This is a genomic window from Microbulbifer sp. VAAF005, from assembly GCF_030012985.1.
Taxonomy (GTDB): Bacteria; Pseudomonadota; Gammaproteobacteria; order Pseudomonadales; family Cellvibrionaceae; genus Microbulbifer.
Genome location: NZ_CP120233.1, coordinates 1,094,627 through 1,118,930, shown reverse-complemented (window position 1 = coordinate 1,118,930; position 24,304 = coordinate 1,094,627). Strand labels below are relative to the sequence as shown.

General features: G+C 46.2%; 22 protein-coding genes. 11 read left to right on the top strand and 11 right to left on the bottom strand.

The window, feature by feature from the left end:
* Window positions 1–65 precede the first annotated feature (65 nt).
* The 4 genes from P0078_RS04895 to P0078_RS04880 all read right to left on the bottom strand — a co-directional run bounded on the left by P0078_RS04895 (window position 66) and on the right by P0078_RS04880 (window position 4,125).
* A complete protein-coding gene (locus tag P0078_RS04895) occupies window positions 66–1,547 on the bottom strand; it encodes a ricin-type beta-trefoil lectin domain protein (protein WP_282933359.1) in 1,482 nt (493 codons plus the stop codon).
* A gap of 294 nt (window positions 1,548–1,841) precedes the next feature.
* Entirely contained in the window at window positions 1,842–2,123 is a 282-nt protein-coding gene (locus P0078_RS04890; protein WP_282933358.1) for a 2TM domain-containing protein, read from the bottom strand.
* 165 nt (window positions 2,124–2,288) lie between these two features.
* The gene (maiA, locus tag P0078_RS04885; protein ID WP_282933357.1) at window positions 2,289–2,918 is read right to left on the bottom strand and encodes a maleylacetoacetate isomerase; all 630 of its coding nucleotides are present in this window, start codon (window positions 2,916–2,918) and stop codon (window positions 2,289–2,291) included.
* Window positions 2,919–2,994: 76 nt separating this feature from the next.
* Entirely contained in the window at window positions 2,995–4,125 is a 1,131-nt protein-coding gene (locus P0078_RS04880) for a homogentisate 1,2-dioxygenase (RefSeq protein ID WP_282933356.1), read from the bottom strand.
* 273 nt (window positions 4,126–4,398) lie between these two features.
* On the opposite strand from P0078_RS04880, the gene P0078_RS04875 reads away from it, so the two are divergent.
* The 6 genes from P0078_RS04875 to P0078_RS04850 all read left to right on the top strand — a co-directional run bounded on the left by P0078_RS04875 (window position 4,399) and on the right by P0078_RS04850 (window position 10,789).
* Window positions 4,399–4,899 carry a MarR family winged helix-turn-helix transcriptional regulator gene (locus tag P0078_RS04875; protein ID WP_282933355.1) on the top strand — a complete coding sequence of 167 codons (501 nt, stop codon included), beginning with the start codon at window positions 4,399–4,401 and terminating at the stop codon, window positions 4,897–4,899.
* A 26-nt stretch (window positions 4,900–4,925) separates the two neighbouring features.
* Complete coding sequence (locus P0078_RS04870; RefSeq protein ID WP_282933354.1) at window positions 4,926–6,116, top strand: amino acid aminotransferase; 1,191 nt, start codon at window positions 4,926–4,928, stop codon at window positions 6,114–6,116.
* A gap of 69 nt (window positions 6,117–6,185) precedes the next feature.
* Complete coding sequence (locus P0078_RS04865) at window positions 6,186–7,577, top strand: class II 3-deoxy-7-phosphoheptulonate synthase (RefSeq protein ID WP_282933353.1); 1,392 nt, start codon at window positions 6,186–6,188, stop codon at window positions 7,575–7,577.
* Between the two features lie 219 nt (window positions 7,578–7,796).
* Window positions 7,797–8,405 carry a hypothetical protein gene (locus P0078_RS04860; protein WP_282933352.1) on the top strand — a complete coding sequence of 203 codons (609 nt, stop codon included), beginning with the start codon at window positions 7,797–7,799 and terminating at the stop codon, window positions 8,403–8,405.
* 765 nt (window positions 8,406–9,170) lie between these two features.
* On the top strand, window positions 9,171–9,878 hold the full coding sequence (locus tag P0078_RS04855) for a hypothetical protein (protein WP_282933351.1): 708 nt from the start codon (window positions 9,171–9,173) through the stop codon (window positions 9,876–9,878).
* Between the two features lie 95 nt (window positions 9,879–9,973).
* Complete coding sequence (locus tag P0078_RS04850; protein ID WP_282933350.1) at window positions 9,974–10,789, top strand: DUF817 domain-containing protein; 816 nt, start codon at window positions 9,974–9,976, stop codon at window positions 10,787–10,789.
* Between the two features lie 28 nt (window positions 10,790–10,817).
* Here P0078_RS04850 and P0078_RS04845 read toward each other — a convergent pair whose 3' ends face one another.
* Window positions 10,818–11,888, bottom strand: a complete 1,071-nt coding sequence (locus tag P0078_RS04845; RefSeq protein ID WP_282933349.1) for an alkene reductase — start codon at window positions 11,886–11,888, stop codon at window positions 10,818–10,820.
* 95 nt (window positions 11,889–11,983) lie between these two features.
* On the opposite strand from P0078_RS04845, the gene P0078_RS04840 reads away from it, so the two are divergent.
* The 4 genes from P0078_RS04840 (at window position 11,984) to P0078_RS04825 (ending at window position 13,862) form a co-directional block, all read left to right on the top strand.
* Window positions 11,984–12,421, top strand: a complete 438-nt coding sequence (locus tag P0078_RS04840; protein WP_282933348.1) for a LysR family transcriptional regulator — start codon at window positions 11,984–11,986, stop codon at window positions 12,419–12,421.
* On the top strand, window positions 12,307–12,954 hold the full coding sequence (locus P0078_RS04835) for a substrate binding domain-containing protein (RefSeq protein WP_282933347.1): 648 nt from the start codon (window positions 12,307–12,309) through the stop codon (window positions 12,952–12,954). Before P0078_RS04840 ends, P0078_RS04835 begins: the two co-directional genes overlap by 115 nt.
* A gap of 147 nt (window positions 12,955–13,101) precedes the next feature.
* The gene (locus P0078_RS04830) at window positions 13,102–13,470 is read left to right on the top strand and encodes a VOC family protein (RefSeq protein WP_282933346.1); all 369 of its coding nucleotides are present in this window, start codon (window positions 13,102–13,104) and stop codon (window positions 13,468–13,470) included.
* 11 nt (window positions 13,471–13,481) lie between these two features.
* Window positions 13,482–13,862, top strand: a complete 381-nt coding sequence (locus tag P0078_RS04825; protein ID WP_282933345.1) for a RidA family protein — start codon at window positions 13,482–13,484, stop codon at window positions 13,860–13,862.
* A gap of 117 nt (window positions 13,863–13,979) precedes the next feature.
* On the opposite strand, the gene P0078_RS04820 is transcribed toward P0078_RS04825, so the two are convergent.
* Both P0078_RS04820 and P0078_RS04815 read right to left on the bottom strand, forming a co-directional pair.
* On the bottom strand, window positions 13,980–14,942 hold the full coding sequence (locus P0078_RS04820) for a right-handed parallel beta-helix repeat-containing protein (RefSeq protein ID WP_282933344.1): 963 nt from the start codon (window positions 14,940–14,942) through the stop codon (window positions 13,980–13,982).
* A 299-nt stretch (window positions 14,943–15,241) separates the two neighbouring features.
* On the bottom strand, window positions 15,242–16,192 hold the full coding sequence (locus tag P0078_RS04815) for a right-handed parallel beta-helix repeat-containing protein (RefSeq protein WP_282933343.1): 951 nt from the start codon (window positions 16,190–16,192) through the stop codon (window positions 15,242–15,244).
* 908 nt (window positions 16,193–17,100) lie between these two features.
* On the opposite strand from P0078_RS04815, the gene P0078_RS04810 reads away from it, so the two are divergent.
* The gene (locus P0078_RS04810) at window positions 17,101–19,317 is read left to right on the top strand and encodes a M3 family metallopeptidase (RefSeq protein ID WP_282933342.1); all 2,217 of its coding nucleotides are present in this window, start codon (window positions 17,101–17,103) and stop codon (window positions 19,315–19,317) included.
* Between the two features lie 320 nt (window positions 19,318–19,637).
* Here P0078_RS04810 and P0078_RS04805 read toward each other — a convergent pair whose 3' ends face one another.
* The 4 genes from P0078_RS04805 to P0078_RS04790 form a co-directional block, all read right to left on the bottom strand.
* Window positions 19,638–20,243 carry a GyrI-like domain-containing protein gene (locus P0078_RS04805; RefSeq protein WP_282933341.1) on the bottom strand — a complete coding sequence of 202 codons (606 nt, stop codon included), beginning with the start codon at window positions 20,241–20,243 and terminating at the stop codon, window positions 19,638–19,640.
* A 245-nt stretch (window positions 20,244–20,488) separates the two neighbouring features.
* Window positions 20,489–20,950, bottom strand: coding sequence for a GNAT family N-acetyltransferase (locus tag P0078_RS04800; protein WP_282933340.1), 462 nt, complete (start codon window positions 20,948–20,950; stop codon window positions 20,489–20,491).
* Between the two features lie 209 nt (window positions 20,951–21,159).
* Window positions 21,160–22,812, bottom strand: coding sequence for an amidohydrolase (locus tag P0078_RS04795; protein WP_282933339.1), 1,653 nt, complete (start codon window positions 22,810–22,812; stop codon window positions 21,160–21,162).
* 459 nt (window positions 22,813–23,271) lie between these two features.
* Entirely contained in the window at window positions 23,272–23,673 is a 402-nt protein-coding gene (locus tag P0078_RS04790; RefSeq protein ID WP_282933338.1) for a hypothetical protein, read from the bottom strand.
* Window positions 23,674–24,304 lie beyond the last annotated feature (631 nt).

Sequence of the window (24,304 nt, the reverse complement as noted above, 5' to 3'; positions counted from 1 at the left end):
GACATTGTATTTGAGTTGAATAAAAGGGCATCTATCACGATGCCCTTTTTTGTTGAAGCCTGTAGTTAAAAACTACTCTGCTCCCAATCATTGACTGTTTCTAAAGCAAACTGTTGGCTCTTATCGCTTTCATCACATTTGTAAACCTGAAGACGCTCACCTACGTCGGCTGAACTACCCGGTGCGTCTATACAGTAGGTCCAGTTCTTATCGCGATTCTGGATGATTCCACTTTCCTGGATTTGCCATTTTTCCGAATTGCCGCCGTCACAATCCCACAGGTGCATTTTATCGCCGTTATCAGCAGAGCCAGTGTTGAAGTCAACACAGTATTTATTATTACCCTTAGGGCGGAGTTGGCCTTCAGCAGTGTAAACAAACTGCTGTTCATTGCCGGAGCCACAGTTGTTCATATTTAGGTTTGAGCCATTGCTATAGCCCTGGGAGACGGTCATGCACAAGTCAGCATTTGACGCAGAACGGATTCTCAAATAGCCGGGAAGACTTCTCCTTACTCCTACAAAAGGAATTGCCGTGCCAGTATAATTGGGGGTGGTTGCGACTGTATCAGGATCTATCCCAATTGCAGTGGCACCATGTGCGATTGCTGTAAATATGTAGCCGTAGTCGGTATTGCTAAAATCGCCAGAACTATCCCATAGGTGCATCAGCTGTTTGGTTTCAGCGGCTGCGTTGGCTGTTATCTGGTAATGATCGCCAGCCTGGACATTGCCGCAAAATATTCTTTGCGAACTACTGCTGTCTATTGAATCAATGGAGCCGGTAAATTCTTCTGGATCTGCGGTATCTATATCAGGACATAAAAATGCGCTCATCTCGTAAGAGTCTAATGCGGATTCCATTCGATTATTGACGTTGCCTGACTGTCCTCCGGTAAAAATAACGATTACTTTTTTGCCGTTATTTAATAAGTTGCCAACGCTAGGCCATCCTGTACTTTTAAGCGTGGTACGGTAATTTTCTGAGGAAGAAATTTGTTGTAAATATGAAAGCATATCCTGGTAGCTGTACTGGAGGTCGCCCAGCTCTTGTTGGATATACTGGTCAAGCAAATAAATTTCATCTGCATACCAGGCGTTAAACCAATCTAAATTGGTTTTCATATCGATATACAGTATTATTGGCGCTTCAATAGTGTTAACGGAGAGCCAGGATTTGATATCGTCCAGACAGTGTTCCAGACGATCATCATCTCCGTTGCTATTGCACATGTGATTACCGATGTCGTTTTGTCCATGAGCAACATAGGGCCCATGGCTGCTACCCTGCCAGGCACCGTGATCTACGACATCGATTTCCAGTGATCGAAAGCCTTTGTCGAGCCAGTCAGTCAGTGTTTCACCGTTTTCTAGCCGCTCATAGCTGTTATGGGGCTGTAAGTAATAAAGCTCATCAATACGATGCTCACTGGTGGCTGCTTCTGCTTGGTAATCGGGCCAGTGAAAAGTGTCAGCTTTACTGATGCTGGGTATAGATATCCAAAGTGATAGACATAGAGCGCCTGTAGAGAATTTGAGGAAGGACATTGGGGTTCCTGTTATCGTTTTAATAGTATATTTATTATTTGTTATATAAAAAGTGTGTTAATACTTTGTTACCAGAGCTCGATAATTTAAGCCTGTTAATTAACTGTTTTTTTCAAACGGCTTGGGATGCGTAGATTTTTATTTAGATTACAGGTAATTGTTCGTAAGTAGGCAAGTGTTTGGAATTTTTGCGTTGACAGTGAGAGGCTAGGAGAAGAGTACTTTAAGGAAAGTACTCTAACATCTAAAGCATATGCTTGTATTTGGCGATGCTCCATCGCGCACGATTTATTGCTATTTACGCCCCATTCTCTTATCTATCTGCTTTCTCTCCCAATCTTCACCAAAGAAATTAAATAAATTGAAGGTGCTAATTGCATGGGAGGCGAGCCCTATACCCCAGCCAAATGCCGCCCAGAGTGACCATAAGTATCCGGGGGCGAGTATTAAGTTGGCAATTACTAGTCCCGAGATAACTAATAAATAGGTGATTAGGTGTTGGTAAAAGCTCTTCAGCTTCTTGACATGCTTAATGACTTCTTTTTCTTTGGGGGAGATCTGGTCTTGGGAGTTCATATTGATGACCTCGGCTGATTAGCTACAGCAGTGGGGAATATTATTATTCGAGTTATTTTCAAGTTTGGATAGAGATATTAACCACAGCCAATGACATGTGGCAAGTAGTGAAATTTTCGAGTGTATGAAGGATGCCCGATGAGACCAGGCATCCATAAAAGAGTACTACACAATACAGTCGGGTTGTTCTGAGGGGTGGGCTTTAATAAAGGCCGGCAGTTCATTGCAAGCGTCTGTGATTTTCTGGATTTTGGGGTACTGGGTCATATCCAGGCCAAAGCGTTCCGCACTGTATACTTGCGGGAGTAAGCAACACTCGAACAACCCTGGATTGTCTCCAGCGGCGAAAGGCGAGGGTCTTAATTGCTTCTCCAGCGCGGAGAAGCCCAGGTGTATCCAGTGCTGAATCCATTGAGTTTTTTGCTCATCACTGACTTTGAGTTCAGCCTGGAGGTACTGCAGAACCCTGAGGTTCTGTATAGGTTGAATATCGCTGGCAATACTTTGCGCGAGCGCGCGGATATGTGCGCGGGCCTCAGGCGCTTTTGGAAGTAGCGCTGGTTCTGGGTGGGTTTCATCCAGCCATTCCAAAATGGCGAGGGATTGGGTGAGACTGGTTTCGCCATCATTCAGGGTTGGCAGTAGCCCGTGTGGATTCAACGTGCGGTAGTCGTCTCCGTGCTGATCTCCCTTGAGCAGGTTTACCGGGTGATACTCGTATTCCAGGCCTTTCAAATTGAGCCCGATACGCACTCGGTAGCTGGCGGATGAGCGAAAGTATCCGTAAAGGTCCATTCTCTTTCCTTTTCTTTGTTTTGGCGTTTGGCTGTTTGAATGTCAGCCTTTTTGGTGTTGTCTGGATGCGCTGTATTCACTTTGGCTTCCAGGAGTTTACATAATCTGTTAGCTCCACGGCATGGGCATCCGGGAGAATATCCCAGGGGGTGCGGCTGTCGATCATTACAGCAACTTCATCGGTTTCCTTGCGCGCATGCCGGGCCCCGGTAGCAAATGCCTTGGGGTGGGGGCCGTGGGTGAATCCCATGGGGTGGAGGGTAAGCATCCCCGGATGAATATTGTCGCGGCTAAAGAAGTCACCGCGGTGATAGAAGATGAGTTCATCAAAGTCATCATTGTTGTGAAAGAAGGGGACTTTGAGTGCGCCCGGGTCACTCTCAATCGGGCGAGGTACAAAAGTCGCTACAACAAAACCTTGTGCGACAAAGGTGGTATGAGCCGAAGGGGGTAGATGGTAGCGGTGGCTCATCAGCGGGCGTATATCGCGCCAGTTGATACGAACGGTTAGGTTGTCCCCAGTCCAACCACAGGCGTCCAGTGGGTTGAAGGGGTAGGTAATGGTCGACAGCTGTTGCCGGGCTTTAACTACAACCCGCCACTCATCATCGCCCTGTTGATCGAGAAAGGCTTTATCTATACGAGGCACATCCAGCATCGCCTGGTCAAAAATTGCATTGGGGCCAAGGATGCCTTTTTCGGGGAGCTGAAAATGGCTACCTATCGCCTCTACCATCAATAGTTCCAGCGGCTCATCCTCTGTCGGCGTCAGGCGCCATAAGGTGCCGCGGGGCAGCAGGATATAGTCGCCATCGCGAATAGAGAGATGGCCGAAATCACAGAACAAGTCGCCACTCCCATTGTGTATAAACAGGAGTTGGTCGCCGTCAGCGTTGCGCACCAGATGATCCATAGGCTCCCGGCAGGTCCAGAGGGCGACCTGGCTATCCTGGTTTCGCAGGATCGGCTTTTGATCCCAGGGGCTTGTTCCTTTGTGCTTCATTTGCGTGGCATCAAAAGCGTGGGGACGCAGTGGACCTTCGAACTGGCTCCAGCCGGTGGGGGGATGGCGGTGATAGAAGTGGGTGCAGGGCCCAAAAAAACCCTCTTTGCCCATTTCCCTTTCAAAGCTGTTGGGAGGGAAATCTGCATGGGCTTGGCGGCTTGTATTTCCTTCCGTTCGCGGAAAGCTGATCCACTGTTTCATGGCGTGGCCTCGCTTCTGTGCGGGTGGTTCGAAGGGGTGGCGAAAAATTGAGCATCTCAGCGCCACTTATACGCAAATTTCTTGCGCCATAGACCCAATTAGTTCGCAAATATGGTGCAAAAAAACCTATACTGTCCGGCCATTTTTTCGTATGGCCCGGTAACTTTTCCAGAAAGTATTTGTGCCGATAGTGGTTACAATTGAAACCAATGTTAGTTAAATTGAGTATCAGGTACAACCGGGACACCCGAGCAGGCAGGTTTGAGGGCAGCTATGACAATCGAACAAAACACGCGACCCACCGTTGTTGAGAACGACGAGCTGCGCCTCGAAAAGTTCTTACCCTACCGCCTCTCGGTACTTTCCAACCGAGTGAGTAATGCTATTGCGCAAGCTTATGGTGCGCGCTTCCACCTCACCATTCCTGCTTGGCGGGTTATGGCAATTCTGGGCCGTTTTCCCGATTTATCCGCCGCCGAGCTGGTTGAGCAGACGGCGATGGACAAGGTGGCAATCAGTCGGGCCGTCTCGTCCCTGTTAAAGAATGACTACATTACACGCAGTGAAGATCCCGGTGACCGGCGCCGGCAAGTGCTGAACCTGTCGGAGCTGGGGCGTGATATTTATGCCCGCATAGTACCGCTGGCCCATCAGTACGAGAATGACTTGATGGCATCCCTATCCACTGAGGAGCGGGAACAACTGGATAGCATTATTGATAAGTTAATGGTGCGCGCGAAGGAATGGTCTGAGCGCGGCCTCGTTGATGAATAAATGAGATAACTAAGAGGAGTTTTCAGATGTTTGAGCATTTAAACAGCCTTCCGCCAGATCCGATTTTAGGCCTTTTGGCCAGCTACCGCGCGGATGAAAACCCCAGCAAAATTGATCTCGGTGTGGGCGTTTACAAAGATGAGGCAGGCCATACCGCTGTCTTGCAAGCCGTTAAGGAAGCCGAAACCCGCCTATTACAGGGTGAGGAAACCAAGGCCTATATCGGCCCGGCCGGAACTCCGGGTTTCAGCACCGCCATGCAGGAGCTGGTACTGGGTGCCGGGCACCCCGCGTTGGTGGGCGGTCGCGTTCGCTCAGCTCAAACTCCCGGTGGATGTGGTGCTTTAAGAGTTCTGGCGGAATTGATTAATCGCGCCAAAGCCGGGGCAATCGTGTGGGTGAGTGACCCCACTTGGGCTAACCATGTGCCGCTTCTGGGTAATGCGGGTTTGCAAATCAAGAGCTACCCCTACTACGACCGCGCTACCAGCAGTCTGCAGTTCGACAAAATGGTCGAGACTCTGAAGGATGTGGGAGAGGGCGACGTTGTTCTTTTCCACGCTTGCTGTCATAACCCCTGTGGTGCGGACCTGTCCCGTGAGCAGTGGAAAGTGTTGGCGGAAATGGCGCAAAAGCAGGGCTTCACGCCGTTTATCGATATGGCCTATCAGGGCTTTGGCGAGAGCCTGGAAGATGATGCCTACGGCCTGCGTTTGATGGCTGAATCTGTTCCAGAAATGCTGGTTGCGGCTTCCTGCTCGAAAAATTTTGGCCTCTATCGCGAACGTGTTGGCCTGGCTATGGTGATTTATGCGAATGGTGAAGCTGCCGATAAAGGCCATAGCCAGATGCTGAGCGCTATTCGTGGCAACTATTCAATGCCACCTTCCCACGGTGCTGCCATTGTAGAATCTATTCTTACTGATGCGGGACTGAAAGCGAACTGGGAAGCTGAGCTGACCGAAATGCGCGAGCGTATTAACGGTTTGCGTGCTGGATTGGTAGAAGGGCTCGCCGCAGCGGGCGCTGCCGGTGAGTTTGGCTTTATCCGCCAGCAGAAAGGGATGTTCTCATTCCTGGGTATCAATCCCGAACAGGTACAGCAGCTACAAAAAGACTATTCCATTTATATGGTGGACTCTAGCCGAATCAGTATTGCCGGCCTGAGCTCCAATAATATGGAATACTTCTGCAAGGCCGTTGCCAGCGTGCTGTAATTTCGGCACATTTGGGGGTGAGCAATATGCTCACCCTTAAGATTTATCCTTTAGAAGTAAGAGTGAAAGATGGAAGTTGAGCTAGGAGTCCCAGTGCCCGAATCCCCCACCCAAATTTGGACCCCCCAGAGCTGGCGAAACTTCACCGCACATCAACAGCCCCAATACACGTCTGCCGAAGATGTTGCCCAGGTGGCTAAACAGCTCTCTGGTCATCCGCCCCTGGTTTTTGCGGCAGAGGCTCGCGAGCTGCGCCGTCAATTGGCTCAAGTTGCCGAGGGGAAAGCCTTCCTTTTACAGGGCGGTGATTGTGCTGAATCTTTTGCCGATTTCAATGCAAACCGTATTCGCGATACTTTCAAGGTATTGTTGCAGATGGCTGTCGTGCTCACCTTTGCCGGTAACCTGCCGGTGGTGAAAGTTGCGAGAATGGCCGGCCAGTATGCCAAACCCCGTTCGGCGAACACCGAGACGGTGAACGGAGTAGAACTGCCCAGCTACCGTGGCGATATTATCAACGGCATTGATTTTACCGCTGAAGCGCGCATACCTGACCCTCAGCGGATGGTAACTGCTTATAACCAATCGGCAGCAACCCTGAACCTACTGCGAGCTTTCGCCCAGGGGGGATTGGCCGATCTGCATCAGGTGCACAAATGGAATCTCAGCTTCCTGAAAAATAATCCACAGAGGGAGAAGTACGCCCAGTTAGCTGAGCGCCTTCAGGAAGCTTTAGAATTTATGGCGGTCTGTGGTGTTACCTCTGAAAACACCCCCGCAATTCGTGAGACGGTACTCTATACCTCTCACGAAGCACTTCTACTCGAATATGAGCAAGCGCTGACTCGCACCGATAGCCTCACTGGTAAGTGGTATGACTGCTCTGCACATATGTTGTGGATTGGTGAGCGCACACGACAGCTGGATGGTGCTCATGTGGAGTTTCTTTCTGGCGTTTGCAATCCGATTGGGGTGAAAGTTGGCCCCAATATGCAGCCGGATGAGTTGTTGCGTTTGATCGATAAACTTAATCCTGAGAATGATGCGGGTCGCCTCACCTTGATCACCCGGATGGGTGCCGATACCCTGGGTGAAAAGCTACCGGCTTTAGTGCGCGCTGTGCAGGCGGAAGGGCGCTCAGTGGTCTGGAGTACGGACCCGATGCATGGCAATACCGTTAAAGCGGGTAACGGCTATAAAACGCGGGATTTTGATAAAATCCTGCGGGAAATTCGTGAGTTCTTTTCAGTGCATTGGGCTGAGGGAAGTCATCCCGGCGGTATCCACCTGGAGATGACCGGCCAGCATGTTACCGAATGTACCGGTGGTGCCTGGAAAATTTCTGAGTCAGATTTAGCTAGCTGTTACCGCACCCAATGCGATCCGCGTTTGAATGCCGATCAGGTGTTGGAGTTGGCATTTTGTGTTTCTGAATGGTTGCGAGCAGGTCGAATTTCTTGAATTGCAGTTCGCCATAGTTCAGAGATCTTGAATCTAAAACCCCTTATCTTGGCCCTTTGGTTTAGGTAAGGGGTTTTTTATTTTCCCTGTGTAAAATTACCGCTAATTTACCTTCCCTGGTTGCCTTCTTCATTGTAAAGAGATGCCCGGTTTGCATTTCAAAGGTTAATGCTGATAATTCCATGGGTTAACTGATAATGACAATCTTTGGGGGTGGATATGAAGAAGATCAATTCATTTATGCTGTTAAAGGTGGATAGTATTGTAAGGCAGCTATTCTTGCCATTTTCTGCGCTGATGATGGGGTGCGCGTTAATTATTCTTCTTGGTGGCTACTTTGAAATGCCTTATTGGGGTGTGTTATTAAGTGTAGCTGGTTTTTGTTTTGCAACTAAACCTCTAGAAAAAACAATTCGTCCTTTATCTTTCCAGTTAAATCGATTGCCACAGCGGGATGCTATTGAGGCCACAGTCAGATATAAGGCCGCGAACATTAAGGGGGCTTTAGTCTCTGCAAGTATAGAGGGTGATGATTTGCTTGTGGTTACTGAGGGGCATAAGAAATCAGGCGAAATCAAGCTGCCAATTCATGAGGTTGGAGGTAAGTTATCTTCTTTTCTTGTTGAGGCTGCAAGTGATTTGGAGGGAATAACTTCTCGAAACTACAATACTCAGATTAAAGAGACGGGCATGGATGTCCATAAGAAAGTTAATCTTGAAAATATAAGCCTTCTCCGGATAGGTAATATACGTCACTTTTTGACAGTCAAGCTAATCCTGATTCTTGTGGGTATTTCCTTGAATGTGTGGATGTTGAGTTTTGTTTGATGCTGCGGTATTTGGGTGAGTTAGGTGGGGTACTGGCTTTACCTAAAAAATTCAATGATGGAGTTTCTGATTAATGGAAAGGTGGTGTAATAGTGCGTACTCTGGAATTTTTGCTAGGTTTAAGTCTTGTATGCCTTGGAGTTTACAGGGCAATCAATATAGAGATCGATATTTATGCGATAATGCTAGTCGTGCTTGGTGTAGGTTTAATGGCACGATGGTCCGGTTCCTCCAGTAGGGGGAGGATGATGGTTGGTATGATAGTGATTCAGGTAGTAGTTCGAACGGCAGCTCCTACAGTAGCGATGATTAGGTTATCTCGTCTGGCAAACTGTTGTTGAAGATTACTATATTGGCCCGTTGTGCGTGCGGTAACCTGCATTTGTCAGGATGATCTATTGCGCTGTTGATACCCGCCGATTGGAATTTATTCTATGTGCAGGAGCCTTGGTTTGTAGGAGGAGAGGCAGCTCCCTTTCTGATTAATCCCCTGGTATTTCATTCCCCTCTCTATAACTGGCATGACTATATTTTCAATATAGTTATGTCATGTTCACATGCAGAAAGAGCAAATCTCAAGATTGTCGAAGAGTGTGGTGTTCAAATTATAATCGAGATTGCTCGGAAAATCTTAGAAATAAGGTGTAATCGATTTCGGTCTTTAAATCTGTATCATGTACCATTTTGCACTGACTTGAAGCTTAGGTGACTTGTCAGCAGTGCTAGCTAACCAGCTTGACGCTGGTTGTATAGGGATAAAGTAAAATGACAGATATGGTAGAGGGACATTACTCAGTCAGTCGCAGGAAGTTTTTGGCTGCAAAAATATTGGGCGTATTGTCGGCATTAGTAGCAGTGCTATGGGCGCTTACCCAGTATCTATTTCCTGAGCCCATGATTTACCTATACGGCATATGGCGCCCTGAGTATTTTGTAGCCTTTATAGCTATTGTGATTGTGTGCACTTCGCTATCTCTGTGTATTTGGAGCTACTTAAAAAATCGCTACCTATTTGGTGTGGTTGTGGTTTTGGCTTATTCGATCTCCTGTTTTTCATTTTTTATTCTGGGGAAGGAGTATCACAGTCCAGATTTTGCTGCGGGGCTTCCAAAAACGACTTCTGAAGGTGGTGTTGTTTACCTGCAAGGGGCCGAGATCCATCACAATCATTGTGTAAGGCAGGGCGGTACAGTGCAGTGCCGTATGACAGTGACTAATCGGAGAAGTCGGCAGAAAGTCAGGCTTTCCTCCTGGCGTCTGATTATGAAAGATGGCGCTGTCTTCAAGGAATATGAGGCATTTAGAGGTGGACAGGAAGTGAGGGGGATGGTCTATCTGGAGCTTCCTCGCGGTTCTGAGGCCGAGCTGGAAATCGTGTTTTTTGAAGTCCCTGAGAACTATACTGAAATCTTGAATCTCGGTTTTAAGGCCGGGAATAAAGAGTTTGGATTTAAGAACATAAATGTCAGATAGTTTTTTCTAAAGATAGAAGGGTAATGGAATCGGTAGGCTTGAAGCCACAGAAATTTTCCACTTAGGTGTTGTTTGCAGTGTTATCAAGTGTGGATTTGAAACGCTATATTCGTGAGCTTTGGTTGTTTGGCTTGAGGCAGGCTTATGCCTGCATTTTCGGTGGCTTCTTGCTGGGAATTATGATTGTCACCAACTATTGGTATCCACTGGAATCGATTCACCGGTATGACTTTATCTTTCTGGCTGCTATAGCCTTTCAGGTCTTTCTTCTAGCGACAAAACTGGAAACATTCAGGGAGTCAATAGTTATTGTCGTATTTCATGTCGTTGCGACCGTCATGGAGATATTTAAGACATCTGACGCTATTGGCTCATGGAGTTACCCGGAAGAGTACTTCTTTGGGGTTGGTAATGTGCCACTGTTTACAGGGTTCATGTATAGCGCAGTGGGCAGTTACATTGCTCGAGTGTGGCGAATTTTTGAATTTGAATATTCTCACTATCCATCGAAATTGCTGACAGTTGTTCTGGTTGTGTTTATCTATGTCAACTTCTTTACACATCACTATATCTGGGATTTCCGCTGGGCATTACTAGCGGGAACAGTGTTAATGTTTTATCGAACTAATATTTACTTTAAGATCGTTGAAAAGCATCGCTCTATGCCGCTTCTTTTGGGGTGGCTGCTGGTAGCACTGTTTATTTGGATTGCTGAAAATATTGCTACTTTTGCAAATATATGGATTTACCCTAATCAATCCCATGAATGGCATATGGTATCTCTGGCGAAACTCAGTTCATGGTATCTACTGATGCTGCTGAGTTTTGTATTGGTCTCACTGATTAATAACGTGAAGATCCGCTCCGAGGCTGCTGGTGCTCCGAGTACGGAAAGCAGGTCGCCCGCTTAAGGCGACCTAGCTGCTTGCTCCTTAAAGGTTAGGGCATTGTGGGGTAATCGGTATATCCGTTTGCGCCACCGGTATAGAAGGTGTTTGGGTCTGCTTCATTTAAGCTCGCATTGGCTTTAAAACGCTTTAGCAGGTCCGGGTTCGCCAGGAATGGAACGCCGAAGGCAACCGCATCTACTTGCTGCTGCCCAATGGCTGTATTGGCCTCATCTCGCCCGTACCCCATATTGCCAATCAGATTGCCCTGATACAGTTCCCTTGCTGGAGTCAATATATCTCCGAGTTGCTCGCCGAGGAAGTCGGCTCGCATCAAGTGCCAGTAGGCCAAATTATATTCATTCAATTTTGATGCAAACCAGCGAGTGTGCCCCTCAGGATCGCTATCGCGCATGCTGTTGAATCCGTTTAGGGGAGAAGTTCGCAATCCAACTTTGCCGGAGCCCCAAACTTCGATAACGGCTTCCAGAACTTCAAACAGCAAGCGTGCACGATTCTCTAAAGACCCTCCGTACTCGTCTGTTCTAAGGTTTGAGCCATCCCGCAAAAAACTGTCCAAGAGATAGCCGTTTGCACCATGAACCTCAACTCCATCGAAGCCAGCATCTCTAGCATTGATTGCTCCCTGTTTAAAAGCCGCGATAATTCCTGGGATCTCCACAGTTTCAAGGGATCTTGGGGTGGTGTAAGGTTTTTTTCCGTCCGGTGTGTGAACCGTATCGTCAATGGCGATTGGGCTGGCTGCAACCGGCGTTGTGCCATTATTCAAATCGGGGTGACTGGCTCGCCCACCGTGCCAAAGTTGCAGGAATATCTTGCCGCCTCTCTCGTGAACGGCGTCAGTCACTTGTCTCCAGCCTTCGATCTGTTCCTGGGAGTAGATACCTGGCTCAGAAATAAAGGCTGAAGTTCCCTCTGCCACCATAGTTGCCTCGGCAATAATCAGGCCGGCGCCAGCCCTCTGTGCATAGTACTCAGCCATTAAAGGGGTAGGTACGTGGTTTTCAGCTCTTGCGCGGGTCAGGGGGGCCATCACCGCACGGTTGGCAAGCTTTACATCACCTAATTGAATACCTGTAAACAGATCCTGTGTCGCAGTCATCTTGTGTGCCTCAATGTTGTCACGAAAAGCAGTTGTCTATCGATGGCGCACAGACTAAGCTCACAATTTATTGGAAACAATAAGGTGTTTGGAAATTGATTGTTCGCGATTTGGAAACTATAGACTTTCGAACTTTATCGATCTTTGTGACCACTTGCAGACTGCTGAGTCTCACCCAGTGTGCCGAGGAGCTAGGGCTGCCCAAATCTACAGTGAGCAAAGCCATTTCGAAGCTGGAAGAGCAACTGCAAGCCAAGCTGCTGGAGCGCTCTACACGGAAAATTGAGATTACTGATGCGGGTAGGGTTACCCTTCGCCGGGCCTCTTTACTGGTGGAGGAGTTTAAATCCTTGCGCGAGGATGTGCGGGAGATAGAGCAGCAAGTACAGGGGTTGCTGCGTGTATCGGCCCCCCGGCCATGGGGAGCTACCTGGCCCAGTATATTTTCCCTCCATTTCTCCAGCAGTGGCCGAAAGCCCAAATCTCGCTGGAGCTATCCAACACTTTTGATGACCTGTTTATTCAGGGTATAGACCTGGCAATTCGTGTCGGGCAGATCGCCGATGACCGTTTGGTGGCGAAAGAAATCGGGTATACGACTCAGGTTCTGGTAGCCAGTCCGGACTATTTAAGGGAGTACGGAATACCTGAGTCACCCCAGGAGCTCAGGCAGCACAATTGTATTACAGCCGGGACTGCCCCTGAGTCTGCTTTTTGGACTCTGGTATCCGAAAACAAAACGGAATCTATCGAAGTGCGAAGTAACTTCCATTGTGGCAATCCAGAAACGGCAATAAGGGCTGCTGCTGGCGGGGTGGGAATAGCTCAAATTCCGGTTAACAGCATGATCTGCGAGTTGGAGAAGCAGGAGTTAATACGAATATTTCCTGAATGGCACGCGATATTTATGCCAATTTATGTAGTCTATCGGCCCGGAGTCAATAAGCCCAAGAGAGTCTCGGCACTGTTGGAGTATTTAAATGAAATTAAAGGCCGGTTTGAGTTCGGTCCTGATCACCAGCTGTGCCAATATGAAACCTGCCCGTTGACTACTGGGAATTTGTAGATTTTAGGTAGGGGCAATAATCTGGAGGTGCCGTTCTCACTAAATAGAGACCTGATCACGGATTGAAAACTTTGAAATACAGTAGTTGCTTTAGCGGTTAGACCATAAAATCTTAGGTTTTACTTTTCGAATAGGGTGCTTTACGACATGATTTCTCATATAACATTAGGTACAAATAACTTGCCCAGGGCGGGGCTGTTTTATTGCAAGATTTTAGCCCCTATTGCTGCAGAGGAAGTTTATCACTCTGATACAGTTATTTTCTGGCAGTTTAAAGGCTCCTCCACAAAACTTGCTGTTACTGCTCCCTATGATGAAAAGCCGGCGAGTATTGGTAACGGTACAATGTTAGCCCTTAAGGTTGGCAGTATTGATAAAGTCGACAAGATTTTTTCTCTAGCGCTTGGACTTGGAGGGACATCTGAAGGTGATCCAGGCTATAGGAATTCGGAATCTTTTTATGGGGCCTATTTTAGGGATTTGGATGGAAATAAAATAGCCGTATTTACTCGTTAAAAGGAGTTAAAGTGAGAAAATTGGTAAGTTCCGGTTCATACCTTGAGAATCCCATAGGGTTTTCAAGAGCCTGTAGGATCGGGGGGCAAATCGCTATATCGGGGACCGCTCCTATATCGGAGGGCAAAACTGCCTTTATCGGTGATGTTTATGGCCAGACCAAACTCTGCTTGGATATTGCTGTCACTGCTCTGAAGGAGGCTGGTGGACATCTGCCTGACGTTATTAGAACCCGGATTATGTTAGTTGATATAAAGCGCTGGGAAGATGCGGCCAGGGCACATGGGGAACTGTTTTCAGATATTCGCCCTGCCTGTACTTTTGTGGAGGTTAAGGGGTTTATTGACTCTAATTGGTTAGTGGAGATTGAGATGGATGCCGTTGTCTCATAGTTATCTTGATCTGACTGACTGCACGATTAATCTTGTAGTTTCAGCTGCCTTGATGATCCTAATAGGGTTATTACTCACAAATAGTAAAAGCAATAACCCTTTTAGATTGTCAGGAATTCACTCTAGACAGTTTGGGTAGGCACTTGAGAATGTGTTTCCTGACCAAAGGTTATTGTTGTTGCTACAATCTTCAGTCTCGAATAAGTCGAAAAGGTCGAATATTCCATTTCCTGTTACAGTGTTAAAAACAATGCTGTTGCCTGTAGTATCCACGCCTGCAACGTAAATACCATAAGCACCATTGTTACTGCTGGTATTTTGGGTAATGCTGTTATTGGAAGCTAAGCTTTGTAATGTAATCCCAGAGGATCCACTTCCTATTACAGTATTATTTGAAATGGTGCATGAACTTCCTCCAATAACAATACCTGAATTGTCGTTGCTTAGGATTGTGTTTGATATAAAAATAGAGAAGTCTCCATCTAATTCGACGCCATCACTATCTGAGCCTGTAATAGTATTATCTATTATTGTATTGGCAATGCCATCTACTTCCATACCCTCGTCGCCCGAAAGCTCAATAACATTTTGAGAGATAAAATTGTAATGCCCGTTAATATCAATTCCATCATCTGAATCACTTCCATCGCCTAATGTGAAGTTCCCAATAACCGTATTGCTGTTGCTGCTTACTACAATGGCGTCGTCAAGCGGAAGTAAAATGTTAATGCCGTATACAGTATGAAGCCCACCTTCTGATAGCACAACTGCGTCGTTGCAGCCATTAATTGTGCCAGTGGATAGTTCACCGGATGAGCCTGTAAGGACTATACCGTTTGACTGATCCAGTCCGGAACAGGTAAGTGAGAATCCTGCCATATATAGGCTGCCACTTGGTCCTTGAATAGTGAGAGCTGCGCTATTTGGATCGCTGATTGAACAGGTTAAATCTTCTGTTAGTGTTGCTGGCTCTGTAATGATATCGCCGCATTCTACAGCATTAATACTTGGTGATACGGAAGCACCTAGAGAAAGTAGCGCTGCGGATAGAATTTTAAGGTAATGGTTGGGGTGCAACATGTCTAACTCCTTTTAACAGATTTAACAAGTGTAGATATTTTTTATTAAGAGTATTTAGCGGAGTAATCTCAGGTGTCTGTATCTTTTGATCTGTCGGATATAGTCTCTTTTTGTTGGGGCGGGTTTGAGTTGTCTGCTAATGTCGACAGTAAAACTATTTGTTGATGGTTGTGGGTGTGCAATATTTTGATTAAATGGCGATCCTCTTTTGGGGAAGAGAATCGCCTTAAGGTGGGTTAGCAAGGAAATTGGCTATTTATAAGTTCTTGAATTGCTTGCTTTCAAATTCCCTCAAGCATTTAATCTAAACAAGAGGGGTCAGATGTAGTAAATGTATTGTTTTGCCAGGTATTACTGTCAGTACAGTCGGGATCAAGTGGATCAAATAAGTCGAAGGTTTGGCCCTGTGATACGTTACCAGAAATAGTATTGTTGGTGGGCTCATCATCCAAGATGAATATCCCATTAGTGCCATTGTTAACGACATTATTATTGGAGATACTATTACTGTCGCCTTGATCTAGATTGATTCCCCCTTCCTCATTATCAGAAACATTATTTAGCGAGATAGTACCGTTGTCGCTATCAATTTCAATGCCACTACTGCCATTGTAAGCGGTAATGTTATTCGTCACATGCGCAAAGATGCCATCAATCTCTATGCCGTCATTATCAGAGTAGTAAACTTCGTTAGATGTCACCGTGTTGTAATCTCCTCCAACCTCAATACCTTCGTCACCGGCAAACTCAATGATATTGCTGTTGACGAGATTGTTATTCCCCTGAATATCAATGCCTTCATCGGAGTCTGTGCCATCGCCAACAATATGCATATTGCTAACTACGTTGGAGTCACTTTCGACATAAACAGCATCATCACCAAAGTCCGTGATAGTGACACCAGTGACATAATGGTTTCCGTTTCCTCCAAGAGTCACGGCATCTCCGCAACTGATTACACTCCCCCCGGTAAGTCGGGCACCACTCCCGAGTAAAATAATACCAGTGCCAAATTCATTGGTAGAACAAGTCAGGCTGTAATCGCCCATTGTTAAGCTACCAGATGGCCCTTCTATTGCTATGGCGACAGAAAATTCATCAGCAATAGTGCATGTTAAATCACTGTCGAGAGTGGTAGGTGTAGTTATTACATCACCGCAGCTAACAGTCTGAGCCTGTGAGCCTGTGGTAATACCCATTGCCAACACTGCTATAGCTGCGCTTAGAGGTAAACTGGATTTCTTCTGCATGAGTCTGTCCTTAACTTTTAATCAGTTGAACGAGTGATTTAATAGGGTAAAAAACCAGATTTCCGGGTTTGTTATTTGTGCTTGAAAAAGAGCACCTGCGTTTCGTTTAAATATTGCCCGATTTGTCTCGGTTAGATAAATATTGTTTTGAAGTTTCTATAGTATTTTTTAATGGGAATAATTATAAAAAATCGCATAAAATGCGTAAAAGTATTCCTGCGACTGCAAGTGTTATTATAAAGTTCGCTGATGTATATGAAAAATTTTTTAATGCGGTATTTGGTTGTCGTCAAATAGCTTTTATTAAGGGAAACTATTTTAAATGATTATGGGTTTTACATTGGAATGATATTTTTCGTAAGATAAAAGTTTCTGCTAATTATAAATAGAAATAGGATTTCTTAAGTTCATTTAAATCTGTCGGCCATGTTTGTGCTGGTTTTTAAATCGGGGTAGACCTAAAGGCCAGCTACTGCATTGAGCAAAACCTGGTTTTCAATCTGAGCAATCATGTGCCCATGATGCTTATGTACTAATAGGTGCGAGATAACAATCTTTAAAAATACACAATGGAAAAGAGTGGCGCTTGTTACGAATCACTGTTGAGGGGTTGTTTGGGCGAGACTTAAGGTGCATCTTGATGATAGGAAGAATTACCTATGACCGGGTAAAAGCTTTAGGTCGAAACTGTTGTTGTGGCCGTATCAGGGCTGCAATCGAGAGGACGCTGTATGGGGAGTTATTTCGCTCAGACTCTATAGTCAAATTTTTAGGAAGTTATCGCGTATTTCTTTCACTTTGCCGCAGTCATGGCTGAGAATGGCGGTAGTATTGGCGGGCATAGGCCAACTGGGGTTAAACTCCCGCTCTTAAAACTATTACAAAGCTCTATCTTAGAGGAGATACCAATGCGTCAAACATTGATCGCACTATCCGTGGCTGCAGCTCTTGCGGTAGTGGGCGGTTGTGGTGAAAAGGCACAAAAGGCTGAGGTGGTCAAAGATACCGTGAATGCGGAGAAGTCCATGGCTGTTAGTCCTGAGCACGCCAGCAATATGCTTTTGGCGGAGTGGACAGGCCCTTTTGGTGGTGTTCCTGCGTTTGACAAGATGAATCTTGAAGATCTCAAGCCCGCGATTAAAAAGGGAATAGAGATGAACCTGGCAGAGCTGGACGCCATTGCGGCAGACCCTGCTGAACCGACCTTTGCCAATACCTTTGTGCCGATGGAGCGCAGTGGAGCTGAGTTGGGCCGCGCATCTTCTTACTACGGAATTTGGGCTGGGAACATGTCTTCCCCTGAATTCCGCAATGTCCAACGCGAATTGGCACCTCTTTGGGCTGATTTTGAGTCCAAGATTTACCAAAACAAGGCTCTCTTTAAGCGTATCAAATCTATCTATGACCAGCGTGAGTCTATGGATTTGGACGCGGAGCAAAAACGTGTTGTTGAGCTGGTATATACCCAGTTCGCAACGAATGGCGCTACCCTGGAAGGGGAAAAGAAAGAGCGCTATGCAGAGATCAATAAGCGCCTGGCAGAGCTTTACACGAAGTTCTCCAATAACGTTCTCGCAGATGAGGAAGGCTACGATATCTTCCTGACCAAAGACCAGTTGGGCGGTCTCCCGGATTCCTTTGTTGCCGCAGCGGCTGCACTGGCGGAAGAGAAGGGAGAAAAAGGTAAGTATGCTATTACCAATACTCGCTCTTCCATGGACCCCTTCCTGACTTACTCAGACAATCGCGAGCTACGTAAGCAGGTTTGGACCAACTACTACAGCCGGGGTGACAACGGTGATGAGCACGATAACAACGCTATCATCGCTGAAATCCTGAAGCTGCGCGATGAGCGCGTTGGCCTGCAAGGCTTCGACAATTACGCCCAGTGGCGCTTGCGTGACCGTATGGCCAAATCGCCAGAGCGTGCCATGGACTTAATGGAAGCGGTATGGCCAGCTGCAGTGGCTCGCGTAAAAGAAGAAGTGGCTGATATGCAGGCTGTGGCTGATGCCGAGAAAGCCAATATCACTATTGAGCCATGGGATTATCGCTACTACGCGGAAAAAGTTCGCAAGGCCAAATACGACCTGAACTCTGATGAAGTGAAGCAGTACCTGCAGCTCGATAACCTGCGTGAAGCTATGTTCTATGTAGCTGGAGAGCTATTCAACTTTGAGTTCACTCCAGTGAAGGAAGGCACGGTGCCGGTATTCCATGAAGACGTTAAGGTCTGGGAAGTTACCGACAAGACCAGTGGTGACCATATCGGCCTCTGGTACCTGGACCCATTTGCCCGTTCAGGTAAGCGCTCTGGGGCCTGGGCAACCATGTACCGCGACCACTCAACTTTTGATGGCAAGAAGAATGTTCTTTCTTCCAATAACTCCAACTTTATCAAGGGGGCTCCGGGTGAGCCTGTATTAGTAAGCTGGGATGACGCTGAGACCTTCTTCCATGAGTTTGGCCATGCGCTGCACTTCCTCGCCTCCAATGTAACCTACCCGACCCTGAACAGTGGTGTGCGTGACTACACCGAGTTCCAGTCCCAGTTGCTGGAGCGTTGGTTGTCTACCGATGCAGTTATCGATAACTATTTGGTGCACTATAAGACCGGTGAGCCAATTCCGGCAGACTTAGTGAAAAAGATCAAGAAAGCAGCCAAGTTCAACTCAGGATTTGCCACTACGGAGTACCTGGCATCTGCACTGGTGGATATGAAGTTCCACACCGCTGATCCTAAAGGTATTGATCCAGACAAATTTGAGCGTGAAACCCTGAAAAAGCTGGGTATGCCGGATGAACTGGTTATGCGTCACCGCTCCCCTCACTTTGGCCATATCTTCTCCGGTGAAGGCTACGCAGCTAGCTATTACGGCTACATGTGGGCTGACGTACTGACTTCGGATGCTTCTGAGGCATTCGCCGAGTCCAATGGCGGCTTCTACGATAAGGACGTAGCGGCGAGACTGGTGAAATACTTATTCGCCCCTCGCAACGCCCTGGACCCGGCAGATGCCTATCGCTCTTTCCGTGGTCGCGATGCCAATATCGAAGCGTTAATGCGCGATCGAGGCTTCCCGATCCCTGAAAAGAAAGCGAGCACGGTAGCTGTTAAGGACTAATTAGCAATAGTCCCCGTGACGAAAAAGCCGCATCATTCGATGCGGCTTTTTTTGATTTAACTTGGTCTGTGAGTGTTTCAGCTGGTTTCTTATTTCACCCTCTGTGAAGTTTTTTTGCTTGTTTCGCCGCAGTCGCTAATTAATTTAGCTGGAAACATAATTATTTTGAATATATTCCCGATGTTTAACTTTATTAATGGCTTTCAGATTTGAAGGATTTCTTTATAAGAGTTAGTGCGTAGCTGGTACTAAAATAAGCTTTGGGATACAGGCAGGATCTGATGACAAAGGTTAGCTGTGGGCTGAAAATAAGCCATTGTTTAGCCAACCCGAAATCTCAACACTGTTTTCAATTTTTCCGGTACAACCTTCCTGGTATCAGAAAGAGAAATTTCCTTGTGTACCTTGGATAGGCGATTTAAGCCCTGATCTTTAGTAAAGGCTTCCATTTTCTCAAAGCTAATTGGCTCATCTTCAAATCTCCCTAAATGGAGCATTTGTACACACTTTTCCTCTGAAATAGTTTCAAAGTTAACTTGATTCAGCAGTGGATTTTTTTTAACGTAGTTAAGTATTTCCTTGAATAAAGGTAGTTTGACAAAATCAGGTTGACGTATCATCAGCTTATAGACGAAATCCTCCTTCTTGATCTCCCCAGAATAACTCTCCTTAGCTTTATTATTGATATCCCAAACTCCCTCTAATGGGTAGACTGTGAAATCAAAGTATCCACTCGGCTTCTCATCCATTTTTTTGGGAAGCATTTTGATGGCATAAGCCAAGGAATATAGGGCGCCGATACGGCTCGTAAACGCCTCTTCGGCGGGGCTTCCTTCCCCATGAATAGTGATGTAATTGAGTTTTGGGGCCTCAATAACTTCAGGTTGAGTTTTAGGGATGTAGAGATATTTTTCTTCGCCATTCATGCTTTACTGACATAGTAGTTCCCTAGGTTTTGTTATATTATTTTACTGTTTTTATATACAGTATTTAAGGTGGATGATTAATTGTTGATATTTGGTTGGTCAAGTTAGATTAGTCGAAAGGATTTTTGCCACTTAGAGTCGATTAGCTTTTCGATGACTTTGAGCTTGGCGCGCTGAGTGATACTTGAGCGATGATTAAAAGGTGCGAGTCTGCCATTCTGGGTAGGGACTGAGTGTTGACAGTTTTATTGGCGCCTAGTTGTAATATCTAGTGAAAGTCGCAACATATCTTTGTGTTGAACCCCGTCTTCGACAATGGGCTGATCATAATTGTGTAAAAAATAATCTTTGTTGACAGATTCTACCCTGAATCCATGGTGCTGATAAAAAGTTAACTGATAGCCAAAAGTACCGGTTCCCAGCTCTACCCTGTGAATCCCTTTGGAGCTGAGCTCTGAAAGAGAGAACTTTAAAAGTTTTGAGCCAATCCCTTGCTGTCGCATTTCAGGGGACACTGAAATATTAAAAATCTCAGCGATTGCTGTGTCGATTTCTTTTACTACGCAAATACCTTCCACGGTACCTGCATCAATTGCGGCGAAGCACCATGACTCGGGTAAATAAGTGTCTATTTTCTTTTTAGAGGGGTCTGCTTCAAGCAAAAGATATAAGGGAGCATCACTTACGGGTATTTGGGTGTATTTCATAGCGCGCTCGATACTGTTTCTACTAGTGACATTAGCCCTTGTGCGCTTTATTCATAAATTTATCTAGTATGCACAAAAAATAGTATAGAAATACTGTAATACAAGTCTATTCACGAAATAGTGAGGGTAGTTGGCGTTTATATGGGATACTGCCTTTCGGCAGTATCCATAGGCTTGAGATTCTGAGGAAATTGATGCTCAGTATCTGGCTATAGGGATTTACGGTAAACTTGTTCTCCCTCAATCCAGGTCTCTAGAACCTGTACTTTCCAGATCTCTTGAGGATCTATGGTAAAAATATCCTTGTCCAGCAAAATAAAATCGGCGAATTTTCCGGCTTCAAGGTTGCCGATGACTGTTTCCTGATGGCTGGCATAGGCTGCATCCAGTGTAAAAGCGCGCAGAGCTTGTTCCAGAGTCATGGTTTCTTCTACGCGCCATCCTTTACTGGGGTTACCCTGGCGATCGCGACGAGTAACGGCGGCGTGTAATCCAAAAAGGGGGTTCGCGGGTTCTACAGGGAAGTCGGAGCCTGCGGCTATAGGGGTGCCTTGTTCCAGTAGTGTCTGCCAGGCGTAGGCGCCGATCAGGCGTTCATTCCCCAGGCGGTCGCTGGCCATATTCTTATCGCTGGTAGCGTGAGTGGGTTGCATAGACGCAATCAGGTTGAGCCGGGCGAAGCGCGGAATATCTTCCACCTCAATAACCTGGGCGTGCTCCACTCGATGACGATGGCTAGCCTGGCTCTCTGCCTTGTTTAGGGTTTCCAAATGGTTCAGTACGATATGGTTAGCCCTGTCGCCGATCGCATGTACGTTAACCTGGAAGTTATTGTCGGTAGCTAGCTTGAGCAAAGTCAACATTTTGTCTTCCGGGTAGAGCAGCAGCCCCTTTTCCTGAGGGCGGTCGTGGTAGGGCTCCAGCAGGGCTGCGCCTCGGCTGCCAAGTGCGCCATCGGCGGAAAGTTTGATGCTGCGCAGATACAGGCGGTCTGATGGCTCGCCAATATGTCCCGCCCGCAGTAATTGAGCATAGTTGTGGCTCTCTACTGAAAGCATAGGGTAAATACGTAAAGGAATGGCCTTCCTTTCGGCTAATTCCTGATAGGCGTGGAGGGTCTGCTCATTGATGCCAGCATCATGGACACTGGTCAACCCCAGAGAGAGAGCGGTGGAAAAAGCTTTTTGTAAGCTACTTTTTTGTTGGGCCAAAGTGGGTGCGGGTATCGCCTTATGCATCAGGCTCATGGCGTTATCGATCAATATGCCTATCGGTTTGCCGTCCTTATCCCGCAAAATCTCGCCTCCCTCTGGCGATTGGGTATCCTTGTTAATCCCTGCTAGCTCTAAAGCTTTGCTATTAGCCCAGCCTGCGTGTCCATCGACCCTGCGTAACCAGATTGGCTGGTCTATTTGCAATTCATCGAGATGCCTGCGGGTTGGAAAAGATTTGTCGGGCCAGGTAACCTGATTCCAGCCGCGGCCCGCCAGCCACTCATTGGGTCCCAGGTTTTTTGAGTACTGTTTAATTGCTGACAATGACTCCGCGAGAGAGTGATCTCGTAAATCTAATTCTCCAGTGAGCTGCCCAAGGCCCAACATATGTCCATGGGCATCAATTAAGCCAGGTAATAGTGTCTTGCCTTGGGCATCTATTTTTTTTGCACTGGGGTACTTATTATATAGCTCAGCTATTTCTCCGGTTTCTAATACCTTACCTTGCTCGAAGGCTATAGCGTTAAACTGGATAAGATCGCTATCCGTAGTATGGTAGCCGGAAATGTTATGGATAAGTGTTGTAGCCGTAGAACTACTAGAGTTGACGGTAAGAAGTAGTGAAACCAGAATCTGGGCAATCCGCATAATGGGGTGTCCTGTTATTTTCCTACCTGCCATTCTATGGTGACTGAGCGACCAATGGGAAGAGGTGTTCAGGATGAATGTATTTGCAAGAATATCGAGCGAGAATAACTAGATTAAGCTGGGTAGAGGCAGGGAAGAAATAGTTGTGGTGGTTTGAGGTAGTTAAAAAATTGAATAACTTTGATTAGTTTGCCTTCCAAATTATTTCTATATGTATGTAATTTTATTTTCTTTTCATAATTAAGCTGGAGTTTCGTGTTTGTACTTGTCGGGTGTAAATATAAATTCCTGATCGAAACAAATATGAATTATTGGTTTTGAGGGAAAGTGACACAGCTTTCTCCAGGCAAATAGTATGAGCTAGCTGCTTAGGAAGCGCCGCTAGATACTAAAGTGGCGCTCCTATCTCGTGTTAAGCATGCATTAATACTTGTGACAATATTTTTATATAGTAATGCTTTAGTGAGTACTTGGAGGTTTCCCACTTGCTTTTATGTTTGCCACTTGTCTTATTCCCAGGCCAAATCTTTTGGCTACGGTTGACCTGGACTCCCCTCCTTGCAGTGCATGTAAAATCTCACGATTACGCTCTTGGATGTCGATCTGCCTTGAAGTTGGTAAGGTAAGATAAGTACCACCATAGGCGACGCTAAGGATCTGTAGTGACTTGATTGGCAGTATGTCAATAAGTTTGCTTCTTGTTGGGTATTTGGGGATATAGACATCTTGCCCCCCAAATGTGGAAATAAGAATGAACATATCTGCATAGCCAATCAGTTCGATAAGTTCTTGCATCAGATCTGGTAACTTCTTGTGATCAATCTCCGCATTGTGCAAGCGGTTATGGTTCTCTTGCTTCATACCGTCGTCCTTGTCAGATAAAGCTATTAACGAGGGTACGATTAACTATATCTTGTGGCGTAGAGTGAAACGTTTCCCTGTGTATTGAGATGCATACTTGTGAAGTTTGTAAATAAAAAGGAATTTTTCCCTATACACCTTTTGGCAGTATTAGTTTCTCGGGATTGTACCGAATGAGCACTGAAACTGGCCGTTTTTATCGGTGTTAAAGTCATTATTGATGTATTAATTTTTCTAAGAAGATGTGTTAGCAAGCCCCTTTTTCTAAAGGGGGAGGCGGGGATATGTATTTCTAAGGCCGCTGGATTTTAAATTTCAAAAAAGAGGTTTGCAAGTTAATAGTTTTCCGGGTAACTCTTGGTAAGGTTGGTGATTTGTCCAGTTGCGCTGAATTAATACATGGTAATATTGGTGATTGCATTGTTAGGTAAAGGCTCTCGCCATTGTAGTGCTACTGAATGCTTACCTCATGGTCCTAGGGGTAATTAGCTGCAGCAACAGATTTTGTTGCGCTGTAGAGCTAGAGTCATTAGGTTATATTCTACGGAATTTAAGATGGGTGCATAATTAATAATAAACTGGAGTGTGAGATTGGCACCTTTTTAAGCGGGGGAATACATGGTAATGCCTG

What these genes read in the sequence shown, in the direction of transcription:
- P0078_RS04895 (WP_282933359.1), bottom strand. Translation starts at nt 1,547, where the DNA reads ATGTCCTTCCTCAAATTCTCTACAGGCGCTCTATGTCTATCACTTTGG.
- P0078_RS04890 (WP_282933358.1), bottom strand. Translation starts at nt 2,123, where the DNA reads ATGAACTCCCAAGACCAGATCTCCCCCAAAGAAAAAGAAGTCATTAAG.
- maiA (WP_282933357.1), bottom strand. Translation starts at nt 2,918, where the DNA reads ATGGACCTTTACGGATACTTTCGCTCATCCGCCAGCTACCGAGTGCGT.
- P0078_RS04880 (WP_282933356.1), bottom strand. Translation starts at nt 4,125, where the DNA reads ATGAAACAGTGGATCAGCTTTCCGCGAACGGAAGGAAATACAAGCCGC.
- P0078_RS04875 (WP_282933355.1), top strand. Translation starts at nt 4,399, where the DNA reads ATGACAATCGAACAAAACACGCGACCCACCGTTGTTGAGAACGACGAG.
- P0078_RS04870 (WP_282933354.1), top strand. Translation starts at nt 4,926, where the DNA reads ATGTTTGAGCATTTAAACAGCCTTCCGCCAGATCCGATTTTAGGCCTT.
- P0078_RS04865 (WP_282933353.1), top strand. Translation starts at nt 6,186, where the DNA reads ATGGAAGTTGAGCTAGGAGTCCCAGTGCCCGAATCCCCCACCCAAATT.
- P0078_RS04860 (WP_282933352.1), top strand. Translation starts at nt 7,797, where the DNA reads ATGAAGAAGATCAATTCATTTATGCTGTTAAAGGTGGATAGTATTGTA.
- P0078_RS04855 (WP_282933351.1), top strand. Translation starts at nt 9,171, where the DNA reads ATGACAGATATGGTAGAGGGACATTACTCAGTCAGTCGCAGGAAGTTT.
- P0078_RS04845 (WP_282933349.1), bottom strand. Translation starts at nt 11,888, where the DNA reads ATGACTGCGACACAGGATCTGTTTACAGGTATTCAATTAGGTGATGTA.
- P0078_RS04835 (WP_282933347.1), top strand. Translation starts at nt 12,307, where the DNA reads ATGGGGAGCTACCTGGCCCAGTATATTTTCCCTCCATTTCTCCAGCAG.
- P0078_RS04830 (WP_282933346.1), top strand. Translation starts at nt 13,102, where the DNA reads ATGATTTCTCATATAACATTAGGTACAAATAACTTGCCCAGGGCGGGG.
- P0078_RS04820 (WP_282933344.1), bottom strand. Translation starts at nt 14,942, where the DNA reads ATGTTGCACCCCAACCATTACCTTAAAATTCTATCCGCAGCGCTACTT.
- P0078_RS04815 (WP_282933343.1), bottom strand. Translation starts at nt 16,192, where the DNA reads ATGCAGAAGAAATCCAGTTTACCTCTAAGCGCAGCTATAGCAGTGTTG.
- P0078_RS04810 (WP_282933342.1), top strand. Translation starts at nt 17,101, where the DNA reads ATGCGTCAAACATTGATCGCACTATCCGTGGCTGCAGCTCTTGCGGTA.
- P0078_RS04805 (WP_282933341.1), bottom strand. Translation starts at nt 20,243, where the DNA reads ATGAATGGCGAAGAAAAATATCTCTACATCCCTAAAACTCAACCTGAA.
- P0078_RS04800 (WP_282933340.1), bottom strand. Translation starts at nt 20,950, where the DNA reads ATGAAATACACCCAAATACCCGTAAGTGATGCTCCCTTATATCTTTTG.
- P0078_RS04795 (WP_282933339.1), bottom strand. Translation starts at nt 22,812, where the DNA reads ATGCGGATTGCCCAGATTCTGGTTTCACTACTTCTTACCGTCAACTCT.
- P0078_RS04790 (WP_282933338.1), bottom strand. Translation starts at nt 23,673, where the DNA reads ATGAAGCAAGAGAACCATAACCGCTTGCACAATGCGGAGATTGATCAC.